This is a genomic window from Synergistaceae bacterium DZ-S4 (assembly GCA_025943965.1).
GTDB lineage: Bacteria > Synergistota > Synergistia > Synergistales > Synergistaceae > Caenicola > Caenicola nitritireducens.
Genome location: JAPCWD010000007.1, coordinates 1 through 17,246, shown reverse-complemented (window position 1 = coordinate 17,246; position 17,246 = coordinate 1). Strand labels below are relative to the sequence as shown.

Sequence of the window (17,246 nt, the reverse complement as noted above, 5' to 3'; positions counted from 1 at the left end):
TCCTAGTTGCCGAAAATTCTTCTGAGGGAAGAGAAAAATCCCTTCTGATTGCCTGAAAGGTCCATAAAGGGAACTTCATTGCCGCAGATCCTCTTTGCTATGTTTAAAAAAGCCTTAGTTGCCAGAGAACCGTTCGAAAATGTCAGGGGTTCTCCCTTGTTGGAGGAAGTGACCACGCTTTCGTCATCAGGTACGGCGCCTATGAGGTCTACCGCGAGTATGTCAAGTACATCCTGGATGGCCAGCATCTCCCCCCGCTTTACCATCTCAGGTTTTATCCTGTTTATGATCAGGCTTATCGGGGCCTTCTCCATAGACTCCAGGAGTCCTATGATCCGGTCTGCATCCCTGACCGCCGAGACTTCGGGAGTAGTTACCACCAGTGCTTCGTCGGCACCTGCAGCAGCGTTCCTGAACCCTGCCTCTATGCCTGCCGGACTGTCGATGAGGACGAAATCAAACTCGTTTCTGAGCTGTCCGCATATTTCCAGCATCTGCTCCGATGATACCGCATCCTTTGTTCTGGACTGCGCTGTCGGGATCATGTAGAGATTTTCCGTCCTCTTGTCCCTTATCATGGCCTGATTGAGCCTGCAGGTCCCCTCTATGACATCCACAAGGGTATATACTATCCTGTTTTCAAGGCCCATTATCACATCGAGGTTTCTGAGTCCAACATCCCCGTCTATAGCTACTACCCTGTATCCCTCGTTTGCAAGAGCAACGGCGAGGTTTGCGGTCGTCGTCGTCTTTCCGACGCCGCCTTTGCCTGATGTTATGACTATTATCCTGCAGTCCATTATTTCATCCCCCTATATCGCAGGCCACTCAGTGAGCAGCACTTCGTCCCTGTTTACGGTTATCACAACTGATTTTCCCCATATGTCCGAACTCTTGTCTATAAGTCCCACCTTGCGTCCTATCCTTACCTGCCCGGATTCGAACGATCTCGCTGAGACCGAGGCAGCCTCATCTCCCCTATAACCGGCATGAGCCAGCCCCTGAAGTTTTCCCAGAACAATGATGTGCCCTTCGGCTGATACCTCTGACCCGACGTTCACATGACCTGTGATGATCACATCTCCCTCGTGGACTATCTTCTGCCCTCCGCGGAGCGTCGATGTATATAACAGTGCCCCAGGTACCTTGCGGCCTGCAGATCTTTCCTGGCGCGGCCTTTTATTCGTCTCCCCGACTGTAAGGCCCAGCCGCGAAAGGGCCGATGATGTCTCAGGATCTGTTACAGCCCAGCTGATGACCGTACATCCCGTCGGCTCAATGAAGTATTTCCATATCTTGGCGACCAGCGCGGCACCGAAATTTCTGCCCTGAAGGTCCATCACAACACTGCTTCCGTCAAGCAATTTTTTTGCGTTTACTGTGAGCTCCTCAAATTCTTCAAGTATCTTTTTTTCGCTGAGCTCTTCGGGGACTACGCATCGCAATATCCCCGTCTGTATACCCTTTAGATGGATCATCATTTCCCAATGCACCCCTATTCCGTTTTAGGCTTGACCGGGACCGGTTCAACATATTTATTTCCATTTATAAGAAAATTGAGCATCTTCCCTACTATCGGACCCGCGACCGCTCCTCCGCCCTTGCCTGCTTCAGCAATGACCACTACAGCATAACGGGGGGCATTAGCAGGGGCATACCCGGCAAACCAGGCATGGTCTTCACCGTGGGCATTCTGCGCCGTTCCCGTCTTGCCGGCGATCTGGATCCCAAATGAACTTGCCCGCCTTCCCGTACCGGTGCTCGTGACCTCAAGAAGACCTTCCTGCATTATCTTTATTATTTCAGGTGACACTTCAAGTTTCCTATATTCAGGAACAGCCTTCGAATTTATCCTTGGCTTGGGAAGCCTGCCTCCGTTGGCTATCGCCGCATAGGCTCTGAGCAGCTGGATCGGAGTCATAAGAACGTAACCCTGCCCTATCGAATAGTTCACGGTGTCCCCTCCGTACCAGTTCTCCTTTACCCTCTCCTTTTTCCATTCAGGCCCCGCAATAGTACCCGAAATTTCTCCGATAAGGTCTATTCCGGACTTCTCTCCTACACCGTACTTGGCTGCAGTCCTTATCAGCCTGTCTATGCCGAGCCATGTGGCTGTCTGGTAAAAGTAGACGTCACATGAATCCCTTAATGCCTTCATCACATTTTCCGTCCCGTGTCCCGATCTCTGCCAGCACCTGAACCGTCTGTCGCCAAGCTCAAAGTATCCCGGGCACCTGACCGTCGTGCTCGTAGTTGCCACCTTGTTCTCCAGTACGGATGAAGCCGTAACGATCTTAAACGTCGAAGCCGGGGGATAAGCGCCCGATATTGCCCTGTTCATCATGGGCCTCTCCTTGTGGTCGTTCAGGGCCGCCCACTCCTTGTTGGAGATGCCCCACGTGAAAGGGTTGGGATCGTAGCTGGGAGATGAATAAAGGCATTTTACTGAACCGTCGTTGACATCCATCGCTACGACCGCTCCCCGGAAGTTACCTATGAGTTCGGCTGCGTAACGCTGTGCGGCAAGGTCGATAGTGAGGACCGTGTCGCTTCCTCTTTGCGGCGGGCTGTAGGATATGTCCCTCAGTTTCCTTCCCCTGGCATCGACTTCGACTACCTCCTCACCCGGTAAACCCTGAAGGTCCTCGTCATACCAGGCTTCGATCCCGTTCTTGCCTATCATGTCGCCGCCTCGGTACAGGCTCTCCTTTTTTGCCTCAAGCTCATCCTTCGTTATTTCTGAGACATAACCGACCACGTGCGCGGTAAAATTCCCTGCCGGGTATGTCCTCTTCCATACGGGAGTCAGGAAGAGCGCTTCACTGAAATTCCTGTCTGTTATAAGTTCCGCGGCCTGTGCAAAGGTGAGGTTGGACGCCACGGTTATCGCCCTGTAGGGCGCGGAATACTGTTTTTCGATCAGCTTTTTAAGTTCCTCTTCGTCTATCGGTATGCCGTTTCTCATCAGGACGGAGGAAACGAGCTTGAGGTTCCCCTCCTTCTGCAGGTCGACAGGATATCCGTTAACGCTGAAAGTCCTTACGTTCACCGCCAGAGGTGCGCCTTTTGAGTCTGTGATCGTACCCCTGGGCGGCGCCATCCTTATTATCCTGAGCCTGTTTTGCGATGCAAGCCTGACGTACTCGTTCGCCTTGATCACCTGGAAGAAAAAAAGGCTCATAACAAGCAGCGCAACTGTTATCAAAATTACGAACTGGAGGAACCTTAACCTCCTGTCAATGCTGAAACGGGCCTGTCTGTCAGACATTCCTCTCCGATACCTTCCAATAGATGAGCGCGAATAATATCACAAGGGGCACCCCAAGAAGCTGCTGTACAAAAAACTGTCTTAGAGCCACCTGGCTCGACACTGTCCACAATGCAAAATGGACGGATCCCGAGAAAAGTACAGAGGCCAGTAGGATAATTGCAAAAAAGACCGATGTCCTCCCCTGTGCGGGAATTTTTTGCCATACCCAGCATGAGGCAGCCACAAGGCCTGCATTGAGGGCAGCTGTGAGTCCGGGAAGGTTGGTCCACCTGAAATCCCATATCAGGCCTCCCGCAAAAGCCGCCCAGATAATGATGATCTGCCTCTCTTTCCTCGTCGCCGGCAAAAGAGACATCAACAGCAGCATCATAAGAAAAATATTGGGAACGATAAAAAACCCCATCAGAAAGACCTGGACAAAATCCTGTAAAAACCAAATCACAATCAGCCAGGTCATTCTTTCTTCTCCTCGCCCGTGTAGACTTCAACGCTGTAAAGTTGGGTAAGATGAGCGCCTGCCTGTATCATCACCGGCCTGAAACCGTCTTTGCTCTCCTTTGCACCTATTATCCTTCCTATGGGGATACCGGGAGGAACATGCTTGCCCATCAGGGATGTCGAGACTCCCATCCCCACTTTAAGTCCCCTCTCCTCCGGGACATATAGAAGAGTGAGATTCCCCTTGTCATCGCCGTTTATTACCCCGAGATCGCGGGTCTCGTCAACTGCTGCCGCTATAAGGAATGAAGAAGATGTTATCATGTGCACCCATGAGTAGTTCGGGGCTACCCTTGTGACACGGCCGATCAGAAAACCCTCCGACGTTGCCGCCGCGCCCTCTTTGATGCCGTCCCTGCTGCCCTTATCTATCCTGAAACCCTGCCACCAGTCATCAGGATAACGGAGCGTGATCTTTGCGGTGATTTTGCCCTCTTTAAGAGGGGAAACTTTTATTCCGGCCTTTTGGAGTTCTTCCGACATGACCCTGTTGGCCAGTTCAAGCCTGGTCACCTTCTCCTGGAGGCTTGACCTCTCAAGTACCCAGTTACTGCTGTATTTAACTATATTCCTAAGCTCCATCGCGGGTTTTTCAGGATAGTAAAGTGCGTTGTTTACTCCGTCCACGAGAGTGAAATGCAGTTCAGGAAAAGTTATCATTGCCCAAAGCACACAAAAACCAAGCAGCACAGATACTGCACCGTGCAGCCATGGCTTAAGCTCCCTGTCCAGAATATTCATTCTGACAGCACCTCCAAAACTGCTTGAAAAGACAGTGCAATTTTGCTCAGCTGCCCTGTCTGTCTATCGTTATTGAAACCTTGGTCTTCTCCGTGGGTGTCTCCAGTATCTTCCCCAATCCAAGCGCCACAGAGAAAAGGGGCTGCTCAGCGACGTGGACGGGTACGTTGAGCGCATCTGAGAAACGGAGGCTCAGTCCTCTCAGGAGAGCGGTGCCCCCTGAAAGAACTATCCCCTGGTCCACTATATCCCTTACAAGCTCCGGAGGCGTCTGCTCCACAGCGGAGCGGATCGTGTCTTCAATTTGAGCAACGACAGGTTCCAGTGCCTCTCTTACCTCAACAGAGCTTAATGTGACCACCTTAGGAAGACCATCTACCAGGTCCCGCCCTTTGACGTTCATCGTCAGTTCCTGTTCCATAGGGAGTGCTGAGCCGATCGCCATCTTTATCTCCTCAGCAGTACTCTCGCCTATGGCAAGGGTGTAATTCTGGCGCATCATAGATATTATTGCCTCATCGAGCGAGTTTCCGGCCACCCTAACTGCGTGGTTGACGACTATTCCGCCCAGGGATATAACCGCTACCTCGCAGGTCCCGCCGCCCATGTTGACAACGACGTTGCCCTGGGGTTCGTTTATGGCTATCCCTATGCCCACTGCAGCAGCAAGGGGCTCTTCTACAACTATCGCTTCCTTTGCTCCTGCAGCAAGTGTCACTTCAACGACAGCCCTCTTTTCCACCTCGGTCACACATGCGGGAACGCATACCGCAACTTTGGGGTATGAAAAGAGTTTCCCAGTTCCTGTCAGGTTTTTCATGTAATGCCTGATCATGTGCTCTGTCATCTCAAAGTCGGCGATGACTCCGTTGGCAAGGGGTCTGATGGTTTTGATGCCTATCGGGGTACGCCCGATCATCTTTTTTGCATCCGTACCAAAGGCTATTATCTCTTTTTGGCCCTTTCTGTCGAGGTTCCTCACAGCAACGACTGAAGGCTCATTGACGACCACACCTTTGGACTTCATGAAAATGACCGTGTTTACTGTACCAATGTCTATACCAATTTCATAATTGAACAAGTTCGGTCTGAACTTCAACACCCTGCCACCTGCTTTCAAAAATTTCCCTGAAAAAAACATCCATGTATATTATCTCATTTAAAAGCGCGGACCGCATCATGGAACTTGGGTAAGTCGCCCCCGCGCTGCAATGTAATGTCCCAAAAGCTCCACACCGAGAAAATCAAGACCCTTTCTAAGATGATCGGTTATGTTTATGTCTTCTCTGCTCGCAGAACAGCTTCCGTCAGGATGGTTATGGAGCAGTACGACGCCGTATGCATTTATTCTGACAGCCTTTCTGTAGAAAACAGGGATATCCAGATAGGCACCGCTCTGACCCCCGTAGGATATCTTCTCTTCTTCCAGCACCTTTCCTCCGGCATCCAGAAAGAGCGCCCAGATCATCTCCCTGTCACAGAAGCGGACCTCTTTCGCTATCATTTCCAGCCTTGTCTCCCACCGGACCCGTTCTTTTCCTCCAAGGGAGGCGATCCTGTTGCCCAGTTCAATAACTGCTGCCACTGTTGCCACTTTTGATGAATTGAGACCTTTTTCAGTCATAAGCTCCCTGGCCCCCGCACGGCAAAGCCCCTCAAGTCCTCCCCAATCATTCAATATCGAGGCGGAGAACTCAAGCACATCTTCTCCCTTTCTTCCTGTTCTCAGAAGTACAGCCAGGAGTTCAACCACAGAAAGAGAATTTGCTCCGTGGGCAAGAAGCTTCTCTCTCGGTCTCTCCTCTTCAGGCAGATCTTTAAGTTTCATTCCGGCCTATCTCGGCCAGTATGGGTTGTAGAGTTTTTCAGCGCCTATCGTCGTCTCTGGCCCATGTCCGGGGAAGACTCTGATCTTCTCCGGCAGATCAGACAATTTTTTCAGCGAATCGATAAGCACGTCCTCATTTCCGCCGGGCAGATCGCTTCTTCCGATCGAGCGGGCAAATAGAGTGTCTCCGGATATCAGAACTTCCTCCTCACCTTCTGTGACATGGAGACAGATCCCACCCAACGTGTGTCCCGGCGTATGGATGACTCTGACATTCATGTTGCCGACTTTCAGGATATCACCTTCACTCAGCTTTTTATCTGCTGAAGTCAGTTCTACAGAGGCACCCATGAAGGCAGAGAGGTTCCTGTTTGCGTCGACAAGACAGTCTGCATCTTCCGTATGTATCGCTATCCCGTTTTCAGAGAGGTTCCTGAGTTCAGATACGCCTCCTATATGGTCGCCGTGTCCGTGGGTCAGAATTATCCAGTGGAGCCTGATGTCGTTATCTCTGATATACTTCTCGACCTCAGCCGCAGGACCTCCGGGATCGACAACTATACCCTCGCCCCCTGCGTCGCTGATGACATAACAGTTTGTCCAAAGAGCCCCCAGGGCAAACCTTTTGATCTTCATGCTTCATTCACTCCCTGCTGTCTATCATCAGAGTAACGGGACCGTCATTGCATATCTCAACCTTCATCAGAGCCTGGAAAACTCCTGTGGCTGCAACTACTCCCCTTGACTCTATCTCTCCGACGAATTTTTCATACATCCTGTTGGCTTCAGTCGGTTCAGCGGCATTAGTCCAAGACGGCCGCCTGCCTCTTTTGCAGTCTCCGCACAGCGTAAACTGGGATACTATAAGTATCTCTCCCTTTTCGTCAATGACTGACCTGTTCATTTTACCTGACTCGTCATCGAATATCCTCAGATTAACAACTTTATCTGCAAGCCATGCGATGTCCTTTTGGGTATCACCCTCGGCAACACCCAAAAAGACGCACAGACCTTTCCCTATGCTCCCTGTCACATTGCCGCCGACAGTCACGCTTGCCCTGTCGACGCGCTGCAGCAGTGCCTTCAAACATGATCACCCCCTGGTTATCTCTATTACTCCCGATATGGTATTGAGCCTCGCTATTATTCTGTAAAGATGCTCCAGGTCCTTTATCTGGACATCGGCAGCTACCCTTGTTCTTGAATTGTTCACAACGTTTGCCCTTATACCCACAAGCACTCCGTCCATCGCCGTTATGGCCTGAACTATCTCTCCGAAGAGAGTAGGCTTGTCAATGCCCTCAACCTTTATCCTCGCTGTGTATCGGTGGTCCTTTAGTCTGCCCCACGATACAACTATCAGCTTGTTGGGGTCGGCCTTGTCTATGTTAGCACAATCTTTGCGATGTACCGTTATACCCCTGCTCTGTGTCACACATCCGATGATCTGGTCGCCCGGAACCGGACGGCAGCACTGGGCAAGCGAGACAAGAACGCCCGAGGCACCCTCGACAACTATCTCAGAGTCGGCTTCGCTCCTTTGAGCAGGTGCCTGGGCCGGGATAGGTTCCGGAGCCTGTTTTGTGTCGGATGATATCCTGCCAAGTATGCTGGCGGCTGTATGGCTTCCTGTCCCCACAGAAACAATGAGTTCTTCAGTGTTGAGATAGCCCATCTCTCTGGCTACCTGACTTAGGTGGGGAGAGAGCGATTCAAGCGGATTTTCCGCTCCGGGGTTCCTTCTCAGAGCCTCTTTTTCAAGGAGGTCCCTGCCCCTCCTTACCTTTTCTTCTCTTTCCTGCCTGTCCTGCTGGCGAAACCAGCTCTTTATCTTGCTCCTGGTCCTTGTCGATTTTGCTATCTTGAGCCAATCGCGCGATGGTTTGCCCTGAGGCGAAGTCAGTATTCGTACGATGTCGCCGTTTTGCAGCACATGATCCATCGGGGCGATCCTCCCGTTTACCATAGCCCCAACGCATTTATGCCCTATCTCAGTGTGGATGGCATAAGCAAAATCTATAGGAGTGGATCCGTTTGGTACTGATATCACATTTCCTTTGGGAGTAAAGACAAATACTTCTGTTGAGAGGACGTCTGTTTTCAGGTTGTCCAGAAACTGGGAGCTTACCCCCTCTTCTTCCTGACCTTCAGGCACTACCTCAAGGGCTTTTCTTATCCATGTGAGCCCTTCGTCAAGATGGTCCACTCTCCGGCCGCCCTCTTTGTAGTTCCAGTGGGCGGCTATCCCATACTCGGCAAGAGAATGCATCTCCCATGTCCTTATTTGCACTTCCAGAGGCTCACCGGCAGGACCGACCACAGTCGTATGAAGGGATTGGTAAAGGTTGCTCTTTGGGTTGGCTATATAATCATCAAACTGGCCCGGAATAGGTTTCCATATGGTATGTACTATCCCAAGGACCTGGTAGCAGTCAGCTACGTTTTTTACTATGACCCTTAGAGCCAGAAGATCGTAAAGCTGGTCAAGCGAAAGGTTTTTTCTCCTCATTTTTTCATATATGCTGTAAAAGTGTTTGGGCCGCCCCTTTATGGAGGCCTCAAGACCATCTTCTTCAATTTTCTGGGAGAGGATATCCATAGCTTCTTTAATTATCATTTCACGCTCTGGAAGTTTTTTTCTCACCCTGCGTTTTATGTCATAGTACATCTCGGGATCAAGGATACGAAAAGAGAGATCCTCTAGTTCCCTCTTTACCTGGTATATACCAAGACGGTGCGCAAGGGGAGCATATATCTCAAGGGTCTCCCTGGCGATCGTGATCTGTTTCTCCCTTTTATGGGAGGAGATGGTCCTCATATTATGAAGACGGTCGGCCAGCTTGATAAGGACGACCCTGATGTCCTTCGCCATGACCACAAACATTTTTCTCAGGTTTTCGGCCTGATAGTCTTCAAATGTCTTAAAAGGAAGTTTGCCAAGTTTGGTTACCCCGTCTACAAGGGTGACAACGCCCTGTCCGAATTTATCACGAAGCTCTTCAGTAGTCACCTGTGTATCTTCAAGGACATCGTGCAGCAGCGAAGCGATTATCGTCTCACGGTCGATCTCCATCCCTGCCAGTATCGCTGCAACAGATACGGTGTGTACGACATAGGGATCACCACTGTACCTCATCTGACCCCCATGTGACTCCGCAGCGAATACAAAGGCCTCACCTATGGCGATCACATCTTCCCTGGAAAGGTATCTTGAAATTTTAGTCCAGAGGTCCTGCCATGTCAGCCTGAGCGTTGAGACACGCTGAGACTCGGGTATGCGTCCCCAGTACCCTTCCATAAGAGATCTGCAGTTTTTTTCGCTCAGTCCGCCCTCTTCTTTTCTGCTTATTCCCGACATATGGGCAGAACGCACATTTATTATTCCCGGTTTGTTCTCTTCGCTCATTTAAGTACCACCGTGCCATTCAACAGCAGTTATGCTGTAACCATCTTTTCAAGCACAAGCTGGAGGGATGTCACATTACGCCATGTATCCACACGCGGTCTGTATACCCACCCCATCAGGCCTTCCCTGTCCTTTACGATATCCGCCGCACCAAAGCCGAGGAGCGTTGACTCGCCCAGATCGATCTTTACATGTTTTCCATTTTTGCCAAGCGGGATGATCTTTACGCTGCCGCTGTACGGGGAATATAGCTTCGGACATGGATTATCCATTCCGAAAGGTCCAAGCTTTTCAGCTTCGTACCATGCCTTGAGGTCAAGTTCCGATGGGATCCAGTACAGAAGATCTTCCTTGTCGCTTGACACCTTGACCTTCGAGAGCATCCTTTCCATCTCATCCCTGACTTCCTGCCATTTGTCGGTCTTCACGCTGAAGCCTGCGGCGAGACGGTGACCTCCCCACGTGTTCAGCATGGGAGCAAGTGTCTTAAGTATACCGACAGCATCACCTCCGGCAGGCATCCTGAGGGTACCCCTCATTATGTCGCCGACAGCAGCCACGAGAGCGACAGGAGCGTTCCTCTCGCTGCATATCCTGCTCGCCACGCTGCTGAGTACACCTACGGACCAGTCTTTGTCAGTCAGTACATACTGGTAAGGTTCTGCCTGTTCCCCGTCGACCTGCTCGAGGATCTTTGAGGAGAGTTCTCTTCTTTTTTTGTTAAGTTCTATTATCTTGTCGACCTTATCGGAAAGATCCTCGGCATTAAACAGTATTTTCACTGCAAGATCTGCAAAGTAGAGCCTGCCCGCCGCGTTAAGGCATGGTATGATCTTCATCGCAAGATCTTCCGGATCAAGTGCGGAAGGAATAATGCCAAGCTTTTCCATAAGAATTGCAAGGCCTGGTCTCGGAGCTCTCCTGAGTACATCCATGCCTCCCTGGACAAGGACTCTGTTCAGGGGCGAAGCAAGCGATACACAATCGGCAATTGTTGCCAGCGCGACCAGGTCAAGTAGTTTTCGCAGCCTTTCCCGGGGAAGAAGTTCATTTTGCCATGCCCAGCACCAAATGACCCCGGCCGCACAAAGCCTTTTGGCCGTGATATCGCCGCCGATCTGGGGATTTACCATTGTGTCCGAAACGGCAAGTTCTCCCTCAGCCAGATGGTGGTCGAGGATCACTACCGGAATGCCGCTGTCTCTTATCAGTCTGACGGATTCGGCATCCTGGGTCCCGCAGTCAACGACGATCACAAGGTCACACTTTCTCTTCGCTATTGTTGTTGCTACATCCGAGTGAAGGCCGTACCCCTGATTGAACCGGTGCGGGATGAAATACCTTACGCTTGCCTTCCTGTGCAGAGCCATTTCAACAGCCAAAGCAGTAGCTGAGATCCCGTCGACATCATAGTCTCCGTATACGACAACGTCAGATCTTTCGTTCAAAGAGCGGAACACACCAACAGCGAGCGAATTGGTCTCACCTAGATCCAGTGAGTCCAGCATGCTCTCCATGTCCGGAGATATCCAGCTTTTTATCACAGAATCACTTGTCTCCGAAGTCACTCCCCTCATCTCCAGCAGTGCAGCCTGGAAAAGAGAGCAGTCAAGGCGCGCAGCTATGTCTGCCGCTGTCCGACCCGGTCTGTAAATGTTCAGTTCATCTTTCGAACAGAATACTACCAAACTACTCGACCGTTCCGCCCGAAGTGTTTTCCTCGGCATTATGTGTAAGGCCGGCATCCTCGCTTATGGGCAGAGGGCTTCTCGCTGCTGCCACAGATTCAAGTATAGTCTTTTTTTCTTTTTCGACGGCTGCTATCCTTTCATCTTTCGCTTTAAGCTCTTTCTTGTATTTGCCTCTAACCTCAAACATGGAGAATATTGAGAATATCCACATTATCGCAGCGCCGGCACAGAAGATAAGGACCTCCCAGACCCCCTGCGGGAGGACCCATTCAAAGACAAGAAACCTGACTGTGACGTCACCAATGTTCTGGAAAGCAAAAAGTGCGGACAGGAACATGGTAACCGTTATCGCTAGTATATAGCTCTTCATAAAACCCCTCCTCATAGGCAAGCGATCAGAATGCTTTCTGTTTGATTATCTATAATACAACAAAATGATGATAAAAAGACAAAAAAAAGAGGGGCGTAAGCCCCCCCCTTAGAACAAAAAATGATATTAAAATTTTGGAGAGCGCAGATACCATTCGGCGACGATAGAGCTCGCAATGTATATCGAACTATAGGTCCCTACGACTATCCCGACAAGGAAGGCAAACGCAAAATTGCTGATCACCTCTCCGCCGAATAAATACATTGCCAGTACAGGCAGCAGTGTGGTCAGAGATGTGTTTATAGTCCTTGCCAGAGTCTGGTTTATTGACAGGTCCACAAGTTCAAGGATCCCTTTAGTCTTTGCCGAAGCCCAGTTCTCCCTTACGCGGTCGAGCACAACGATGGAATCGTTGAGAGAATATCCCACCACCGTGAGTATGGCAGCAATGAAGGAGACTGACACTTCCTTGCCGGTGAAGCTGAACATTCCCAGCATTATCAGCGTGTCATGCAGAAGTGCAACGACAGCAGCTATCCCGAAGCGAAATTTAAAACGGAAAGCCATGTAAGTAAGAATGCCGGCCAGGGCAAGCGAAAGTGCAATAATTGCCTGAGCCCTGAGTTCTTTGCCCACAACAGGCCCTACTTTGTCTATCTTGAGGATCTTAAGGTCGCCGAAGTCATTTTTGAGCTTCTCCAGCACCTCTCTTCTGACCTCTTCATCCTGAGCCTGGAAACGTATCAGGATCTCATTTTTGTTATAAGCCTGGATTATCGCCTGCCCCTGCCCAATCGAGCTGAGGCTGGAACGTATTTCGGCAACTTCCGCAGGAGAAGAGAATTCGACCTGCAGAACAAGGCCTCCGGTAAAGTCTACACTGAGATTAAGCCCCTTAAAAGCTACCAGACCAATGGAAAAGGCCACAAAAACGAGGCTGATCAGAATGGCGTACATCCTGTATTTCATGAATGGCAAATTAAGTTTCGAAGCATTAAAAGCAACCATTAACAGCGCCTCCTTCCTATAGCGTTTTCATTTTCCGGTGTGAAAGCATAACACCGAGCAGCGACCGGGTAACTATAACATTGCAGAAAACAGCTGAAATAACACCGATGCTCAGAGTCACTGCAAATCCCCTGATCGGTCCGCTTCCGAAATAGAAGAGCACGGCAGCTGCGATCAGAGTAGTGATATTAGAGTCCAGTATTACGACCAGAGCTTTCCTAAAACCTGCGTCAAGAGCTGCCATCTGAGTTTTGCCGGATGCAAGCTCTTCTTTCATGCGTTCATATATGAGAATGTTGCCGTCGACAGCCATTCCTATAGTCAGGATGATACCGCCGATCCCCGGAAGAGTAAGAGTAGATCTGAGGAAGATGAGGCCTGCCATCACAAGCAGCATGGCTACACAGAGAGCCAGATCGGCAGCCAGCCCCAGGAAACCATAATAAATGACCATAAACATGACCACCAGGACAGCACCTACAAGTCCGGAGCGTATACCATCATTTATGGAGTCTGCACCGAGGGTCGGACCGACAGATCTGTTTTCAAGGATCTCAACAGCTACCGGAAGCGCACCTGCCCTCAGCATTATGGCAAGCCTGTTTGCTTCGGGAGTCGAGAACTTTCCAGTTATCTGTGCCTCTCCTCCGGAGATACGCTGCTGGACGACAGGAGCGGATATCACGACCCCGTCGAGCACTATGGCGATCTGCTTGCCTACATTGGCCGCAGTTGCCTCATCAAAAAGTTTGGCGCCTTCTGAGTTGAATTTCAGGGATACGGCTGCTTTGCCAAACTGGTCAAAAGTCGTGTCAGCCTTAGTAAGGTCCTTGCCGGTGACATAAGCCTTGCCCAAAAGATAAGCTGCGCCGTCTTCACCCTTGCCGACCACTATGTCCGGGTTCGCTTTTACAGCTTCCTCCATTTGTTTGACATATCCATCGACCTCGTTCTTTGCCTGCTGCCAGCGATCCTGCGCCGACCGGAACTGTTCGTCACTGTCATAGTTAGAGCGTACAGGTTCAGCGGGAACTCTCGGAGATTCTCCAAGTACCTGCCTGAACTCCAGTACAGCGGTCCTTCCTATAAGGTCAAGGGCCGCTTCCGGATCTTCTATGCCTGGCAGGTCTACCGCAATGCGGTCATCTCCCTGTTTCTGGATCACAGGTTCAGCGATCCCATACTGGTCGATACGGCTCCTGAGCACTGCAAGGAGTCGATCGATGCTGTCCGGCGTTACGGGATTTCCAGGTGTACCTTTCGCCTGCAAAACTATGTGAACACCACCCCTGAGGTCCAGTCCCAAACGGACTTTGCCCTGTATGGGGAAAACTATGTATGCGGCAATGAGTATCACTGTCAGAATAAAACCCAACCGCCATTTGTCTCTTTTTACCATAGAGAAAGCGCCTCCTTGCAAAGAAAACGGAGTGGACAAGCTGGTCGTCCTCTCCGTATAAACATACTGCTACATTTGAGACTAGATTCTAGGCCTCTTCCTTTTCTGTATCTTTTGATTCTTCAGCTTCCGCCTCGACCACTGCGGTCTCTTTTACCGGCTCTTCAGCTGTTTCAGCCGGGATCTCATCCTTTTTGACTTTCTTTTTCTTTGGCCTGGCATCTGATGAACCGTCTGTCTTCTTCATTGATACAGAGCTCTTGAGTATCCTTGCCTTTACTCCCTCGTCAAGCTCAATGATATAGCTGTCATCAAGGATCTCTCTTACTATTCCAAAAAAACCGCCTGCCGTGATAATCGTAGAACCTCTGCTGATGCTTGCGAGCATTTCTTCATGCGCCTTCTGTTTTTTCTTCTGCGGACGAATAATCATGAAATAAAAAATCGCCGCAAACATTGCGAGAGGAAGCATCATGCCTACAAGTCCGCCCTGCTGTCCGCCCAAATCAATTCCTCCTTAACATATATTTTATTTTTATATAAATCGAATTTTTGGGTCAAAAGTAACGTTGGTTATTTTAACATGACTTAAGCCCTTTGTGTAATAAAATGCACTAATGCTTTTCTTCTCTTTCTTTAAGGAAGAAGAGGAGTTTCTCAAGCTCCACGAAAATGTCCACCCTGTAAAAGAGGATCTTTTCCGGCACGACCACTGTTGCAGGCGTAAAGGCAAGTATCCCTTTAAGGGATGAGGACAGCACGGCCTTATCAACACAATTCTGGGCGGCGGAGGCCGGGACTGCGAGGATCAGAACTTCAATACCACGCTCTTCCATCACCTTTGCTATCTCATCTACATGCCAGCAGCGGACACCCATTATCTCGTGCCCGACCTTTTCTGGGTCTACGTCGAAAAGAGCGTCAACTTCAAACTTGTAGCTTTGGAATGCAGCGTGTCCCATAAGCGCTGTACCAAGGTTTCCTACTCCGGCGAGAGCTACTTTCCATACCTTTGGAGAGGCGAGTATATTTTCTATATGGAGGCAGAGGCGGTTGACATGATACCCGACACCTCTTTTGCCGATCTCTCCAAAATATGAGAGGTCCTTGCGCACCTGGCTTGCCTTTATTCCAAGGATCTCACCTATTTGAAGCGATGATACGACCTTCCGTTCCTCTTCCTTCATCTGGATCAGCAGCCGATAATACTGGATAAGCCTCTCGACGGTCGGTTCTGCCACCTTCATACAACGCACCTCCTGGTTTATGCTGGTAAAAAATTATAGAATGATCAAAACAGAAACTGTCCCTGCCTGTTGCTGCCTTTTCCCTTTGTCCCTGTCATTTTCTACAAATGGGGAAATCTGTCCCGGCAAAATGCGACCGTCCTTCGAGAGATTCCTCTATTCGTATCAGCCGGTTGTACTTCCTGAGACGTTCTATGCCTCTCGGCGCTCCTGCTTTGATCTGTCCGGCTCCCGTGGCTACAGCAAGATCCGCTATAAAACTGTCTGCAGTCTCTCCCGACCTGTGGGATACTATGGTCCTGTATCCGCCGCGTCGGCCCATTTCAACAAGCTTGAGGGTCTCAGTCAATGTACCTATCTGATTGGGCTTTACAAGCACAGCATTTGCCGCGCCCCTGTCTATGCCAAGCTGGAGCCTGTCTGTATGAGTGACGAATATGTCGTCGCCGATCAGTTGTATCTTGTTCGACAATCTTTTGGTCATGTCTATCCAGCCCTGCCAGTCATCTTCGGCAAGTCCGTCTTCTATCGAGATTATCGGATACTTCTCACATATCAGCTCGTAAATGTCAATAAGCTCGCTCGCAGTATACTTGTAGTCACTGCCGTGAAACTGATAAGCGCCTTTGTTGTAGAACTGGTTTGCCGCTATGTCAAGACCTATCGAAATTTCCTTGCCGGGCTGATAACCTGCGCTTCGTATCGCCATGAGCAGAAAGTCCAGAACTTCTTCCTGATCCCTGAAGTCTGATGCAAAGCCGCCCTCGTCTCCTGTACCGGTAGATTTGCTGTACTTGGCAAGGATGCGGTTCAGTGCATGGTAGGTCTCAGCACCCATCCGCAGAGCTTCCGTAAAAGATGGGGCGCCATGGGGTATGATCAGAAATTCCTGAATATTGAGGTTGTTGTTGGCGTGGGTCCCTCCGTTGATCACGTTCATCAGAGGAACAGGCAGGAGGTTGGCGTTGAGTCCGCCGAGATACCTCCAAAGCGGCAGGTTTTTCGAGTAAGCTGCTGTTCTTGCCGTGGCCAGAGAGACTCCCAGTATCGCATTGGCTCCCAGTTTCTTTTTGTGCATTGTCCCGTCCAGTTCAATAAGGGCTTTGTCAATATGATCCTGCTTTAGCGGATCCATCCCCTTCAATGCCGGAGATATTATCTCTTTTATATTCTGTACAGCCTTAAGTACTCCTTTGCCCATATATCTTCCGCTGTCTCCGTCTCTCAGTTCATGTGCCTCATATGTTCCTGTTGAGGCGCCTGACGGGACGCTCGCTTTTCCTACGATGCCTGAATCAAGGGTCACCTCCACCTCAACTGTGGGAAATCCTCTTGAATCCAGCACTTCTCTGCCATGCACGTTGGTTATGTATGACATACAAGCTTACCCCCTTCTTAGGTAATTCACCAGGGACGTTCTTCCCTGTCAACTTTTTTCTCTTCGAGCATTTCATAAGCCGGGGCGTTCCTCTTGAGCTGCACCTCGTCCGAAATCAGCACCTTTACCTTCACTATCCTGCCGGGGTAGGCAATCTCAATAATGTCGCCGGACCTGACCTCTGCAGCCGGTTTGCAGGTCCTGCCGTTTATTCTGACAGCACCTATCTCCACCATCTCCTGTGCAAGAGTCCTGCGTTTTATCAGCCTTGAAAGCTTAAGATAGTCGTCACTGAATAACGTGGATAATACAGTCACAGACTATATTTATGAGTAATTATAAGATATAATATCTGCAAGAAATCTATATAAAACGAGGAGAAACCTTGCAGAAATGAAACCCAAAACTA

The 17,246-nt window shown here is 50.0% G+C and carries 18 protein-coding genes; all 18 read right to left on the bottom strand.

The features are described from left to right. Window positions 1-2 precede the first annotated feature (2 nt). The gene (gene minD / locus OLM33_05660) at window positions 3-800 is read right to left on the bottom strand and encodes a septum site-determining protein MinD (protein ID MCW1713157.1); all 798 of its coding nucleotides are present in this window, start codon (window positions 798-800) and stop codon (window positions 3-5) included. A 12-nt stretch (window positions 801-812) separates the two neighbouring features. Beyond that, window positions 813-1,481, bottom strand: coding sequence for a septum site-determining protein MinC (minC, locus tag OLM33_05655; GenBank protein ID MCW1713156.1), 669 nt, complete (start codon window positions 1,479-1,481; stop codon window positions 813-815). A gap of 14 nt (window positions 1,482-1,495) precedes the next feature. Beyond that, on the bottom strand, window positions 1,496-3,268 hold the full coding sequence (gene mrdA / locus OLM33_05650; protein ID MCW1713155.1) for a penicillin-binding protein 2: 1,773 nt from the start codon (window positions 3,266-3,268) through the stop codon (window positions 1,496-1,498). Continuing rightward, complete coding sequence (locus tag OLM33_05645; protein ID MCW1713154.1) at window positions 3,261-3,728, bottom strand: hypothetical protein; 468 nt, start codon at window positions 3,726-3,728, stop codon at window positions 3,261-3,263. The genes mrdA and OLM33_05645 overlap by 8 nt, the downstream gene beginning before the upstream one ends. Next, a complete protein-coding gene (locus OLM33_05640) occupies window positions 3,725-4,510 on the bottom strand; it encodes a rod shape-determining protein MreC (GenBank protein ID MCW1713153.1) in 786 nt (261 codons plus the stop codon). The genes OLM33_05645 and OLM33_05640 overlap by 4 nt, the downstream gene beginning before the upstream one ends. Before the next feature lie 46 nt (window positions 4,511-4,556). Continuing rightward, window positions 4,557-5,612 (bottom strand): rod shape-determining protein, encoded by a 1,056-nt coding sequence (locus OLM33_05635; GenBank protein MCW1713152.1) that lies wholly within the window; start codon window positions 5,610-5,612, stop codon window positions 4,557-4,559. A gap of 75 nt (window positions 5,613-5,687) precedes the next feature. Next, the gene (gene radC / locus OLM33_05630) at window positions 5,688-6,338 is read right to left on the bottom strand and encodes a DNA repair protein RadC (GenBank protein ID MCW1713151.1); all 651 of its coding nucleotides are present in this window, start codon (window positions 6,336-6,338) and stop codon (window positions 5,688-5,690) included. A gap of 6 nt (window positions 6,339-6,344) precedes the next feature. Continuing rightward, window positions 6,345-6,974, bottom strand: coding sequence for an MBL fold metallo-hydrolase (locus tag OLM33_05625; protein MCW1713150.1), 630 nt, complete (start codon window positions 6,972-6,974; stop codon window positions 6,345-6,347). A 7-nt stretch (window positions 6,975-6,981) separates the two neighbouring features. Beyond that, window positions 6,982-7,425 carry a D-aminoacyl-tRNA deacylase gene (gene dtd / locus OLM33_05620; GenBank protein MCW1713149.1) on the bottom strand — a complete coding sequence of 148 codons (444 nt, stop codon included), beginning with the start codon at window positions 7,423-7,425 and terminating at the stop codon, window positions 6,982-6,984. A gap of 6 nt (window positions 7,426-7,431) precedes the next feature. After that, the gene (locus tag OLM33_05615) at window positions 7,432-9,744 is read right to left on the bottom strand and encodes a bifunctional (p)ppGpp synthetase/guanosine-3',5'-bis(diphosphate) 3'-pyrophosphohydrolase (protein ID MCW1713148.1); all 2,313 of its coding nucleotides are present in this window, start codon (window positions 9,742-9,744) and stop codon (window positions 7,432-7,434) included. 29 nt (window positions 9,745-9,773) lie between these two features. Beyond that, the gene (locus tag OLM33_05610; protein ID MCW1713147.1) at window positions 9,774-11,432 is read right to left on the bottom strand and encodes a DHH family phosphoesterase; all 1,659 of its coding nucleotides are present in this window, start codon (window positions 11,430-11,432) and stop codon (window positions 9,774-9,776) included. Between the two features lies 1 nt (window position 11,433). Next, on the bottom strand, window positions 11,434-11,805 hold the full coding sequence (locus OLM33_05605) for a LapA family protein (GenBank protein MCW1713146.1): 372 nt from the start codon (window positions 11,803-11,805) through the stop codon (window positions 11,434-11,436). Between the two features lie 126 nt (window positions 11,806-11,931). Beyond that, a complete protein-coding gene (gene secF / locus OLM33_05600; protein MCW1713145.1) occupies window positions 11,932-12,813 on the bottom strand; it encodes a protein translocase subunit SecF in 882 nt (293 codons plus the stop codon). 16 nt (window positions 12,814-12,829) lie between these two features. Then, window positions 12,830-14,212: a protein translocase subunit SecD gene (secD, locus tag OLM33_05595; protein MCW1713144.1), complete on the bottom strand. Its 1,383-nt coding sequence runs from the start codon at window positions 14,210-14,212 to the stop codon at window positions 12,830-12,832. 88 nt (window positions 14,213-14,300) lie between these two features. After that, the gene (gene yajC, locus OLM33_05590; GenBank protein MCW1713143.1) at window positions 14,301-14,717 is read right to left on the bottom strand and encodes a preprotein translocase subunit YajC; all 417 of its coding nucleotides are present in this window, start codon (window positions 14,715-14,717) and stop codon (window positions 14,301-14,303) included. A gap of 109 nt (window positions 14,718-14,826) precedes the next feature. After that, window positions 14,827-15,459 carry a redox-sensing transcriptional repressor Rex gene (locus OLM33_05585; protein ID MCW1713142.1) on the bottom strand — a complete coding sequence of 211 codons (633 nt, stop codon included), beginning with the start codon at window positions 15,457-15,459 and terminating at the stop codon, window positions 14,827-14,829. Between the two features lie 94 nt (window positions 15,460-15,553). Continuing rightward, a complete protein-coding gene (gene eno / locus OLM33_05580; protein MCW1713141.1) occupies window positions 15,554-16,837 on the bottom strand; it encodes a phosphopyruvate hydratase in 1,284 nt (427 codons plus the stop codon). Window positions 16,838-16,863: 26 nt separating this feature from the next. After that, the gene (locus tag OLM33_05575) at window positions 16,864-17,154 is read right to left on the bottom strand and encodes an RNA-binding S4 domain-containing protein (protein MCW1713140.1); all 291 of its coding nucleotides are present in this window, start codon (window positions 17,152-17,154) and stop codon (window positions 16,864-16,866) included. Between the last annotated feature and the right edge of the window lie 92 nt (window positions 17,155-17,246).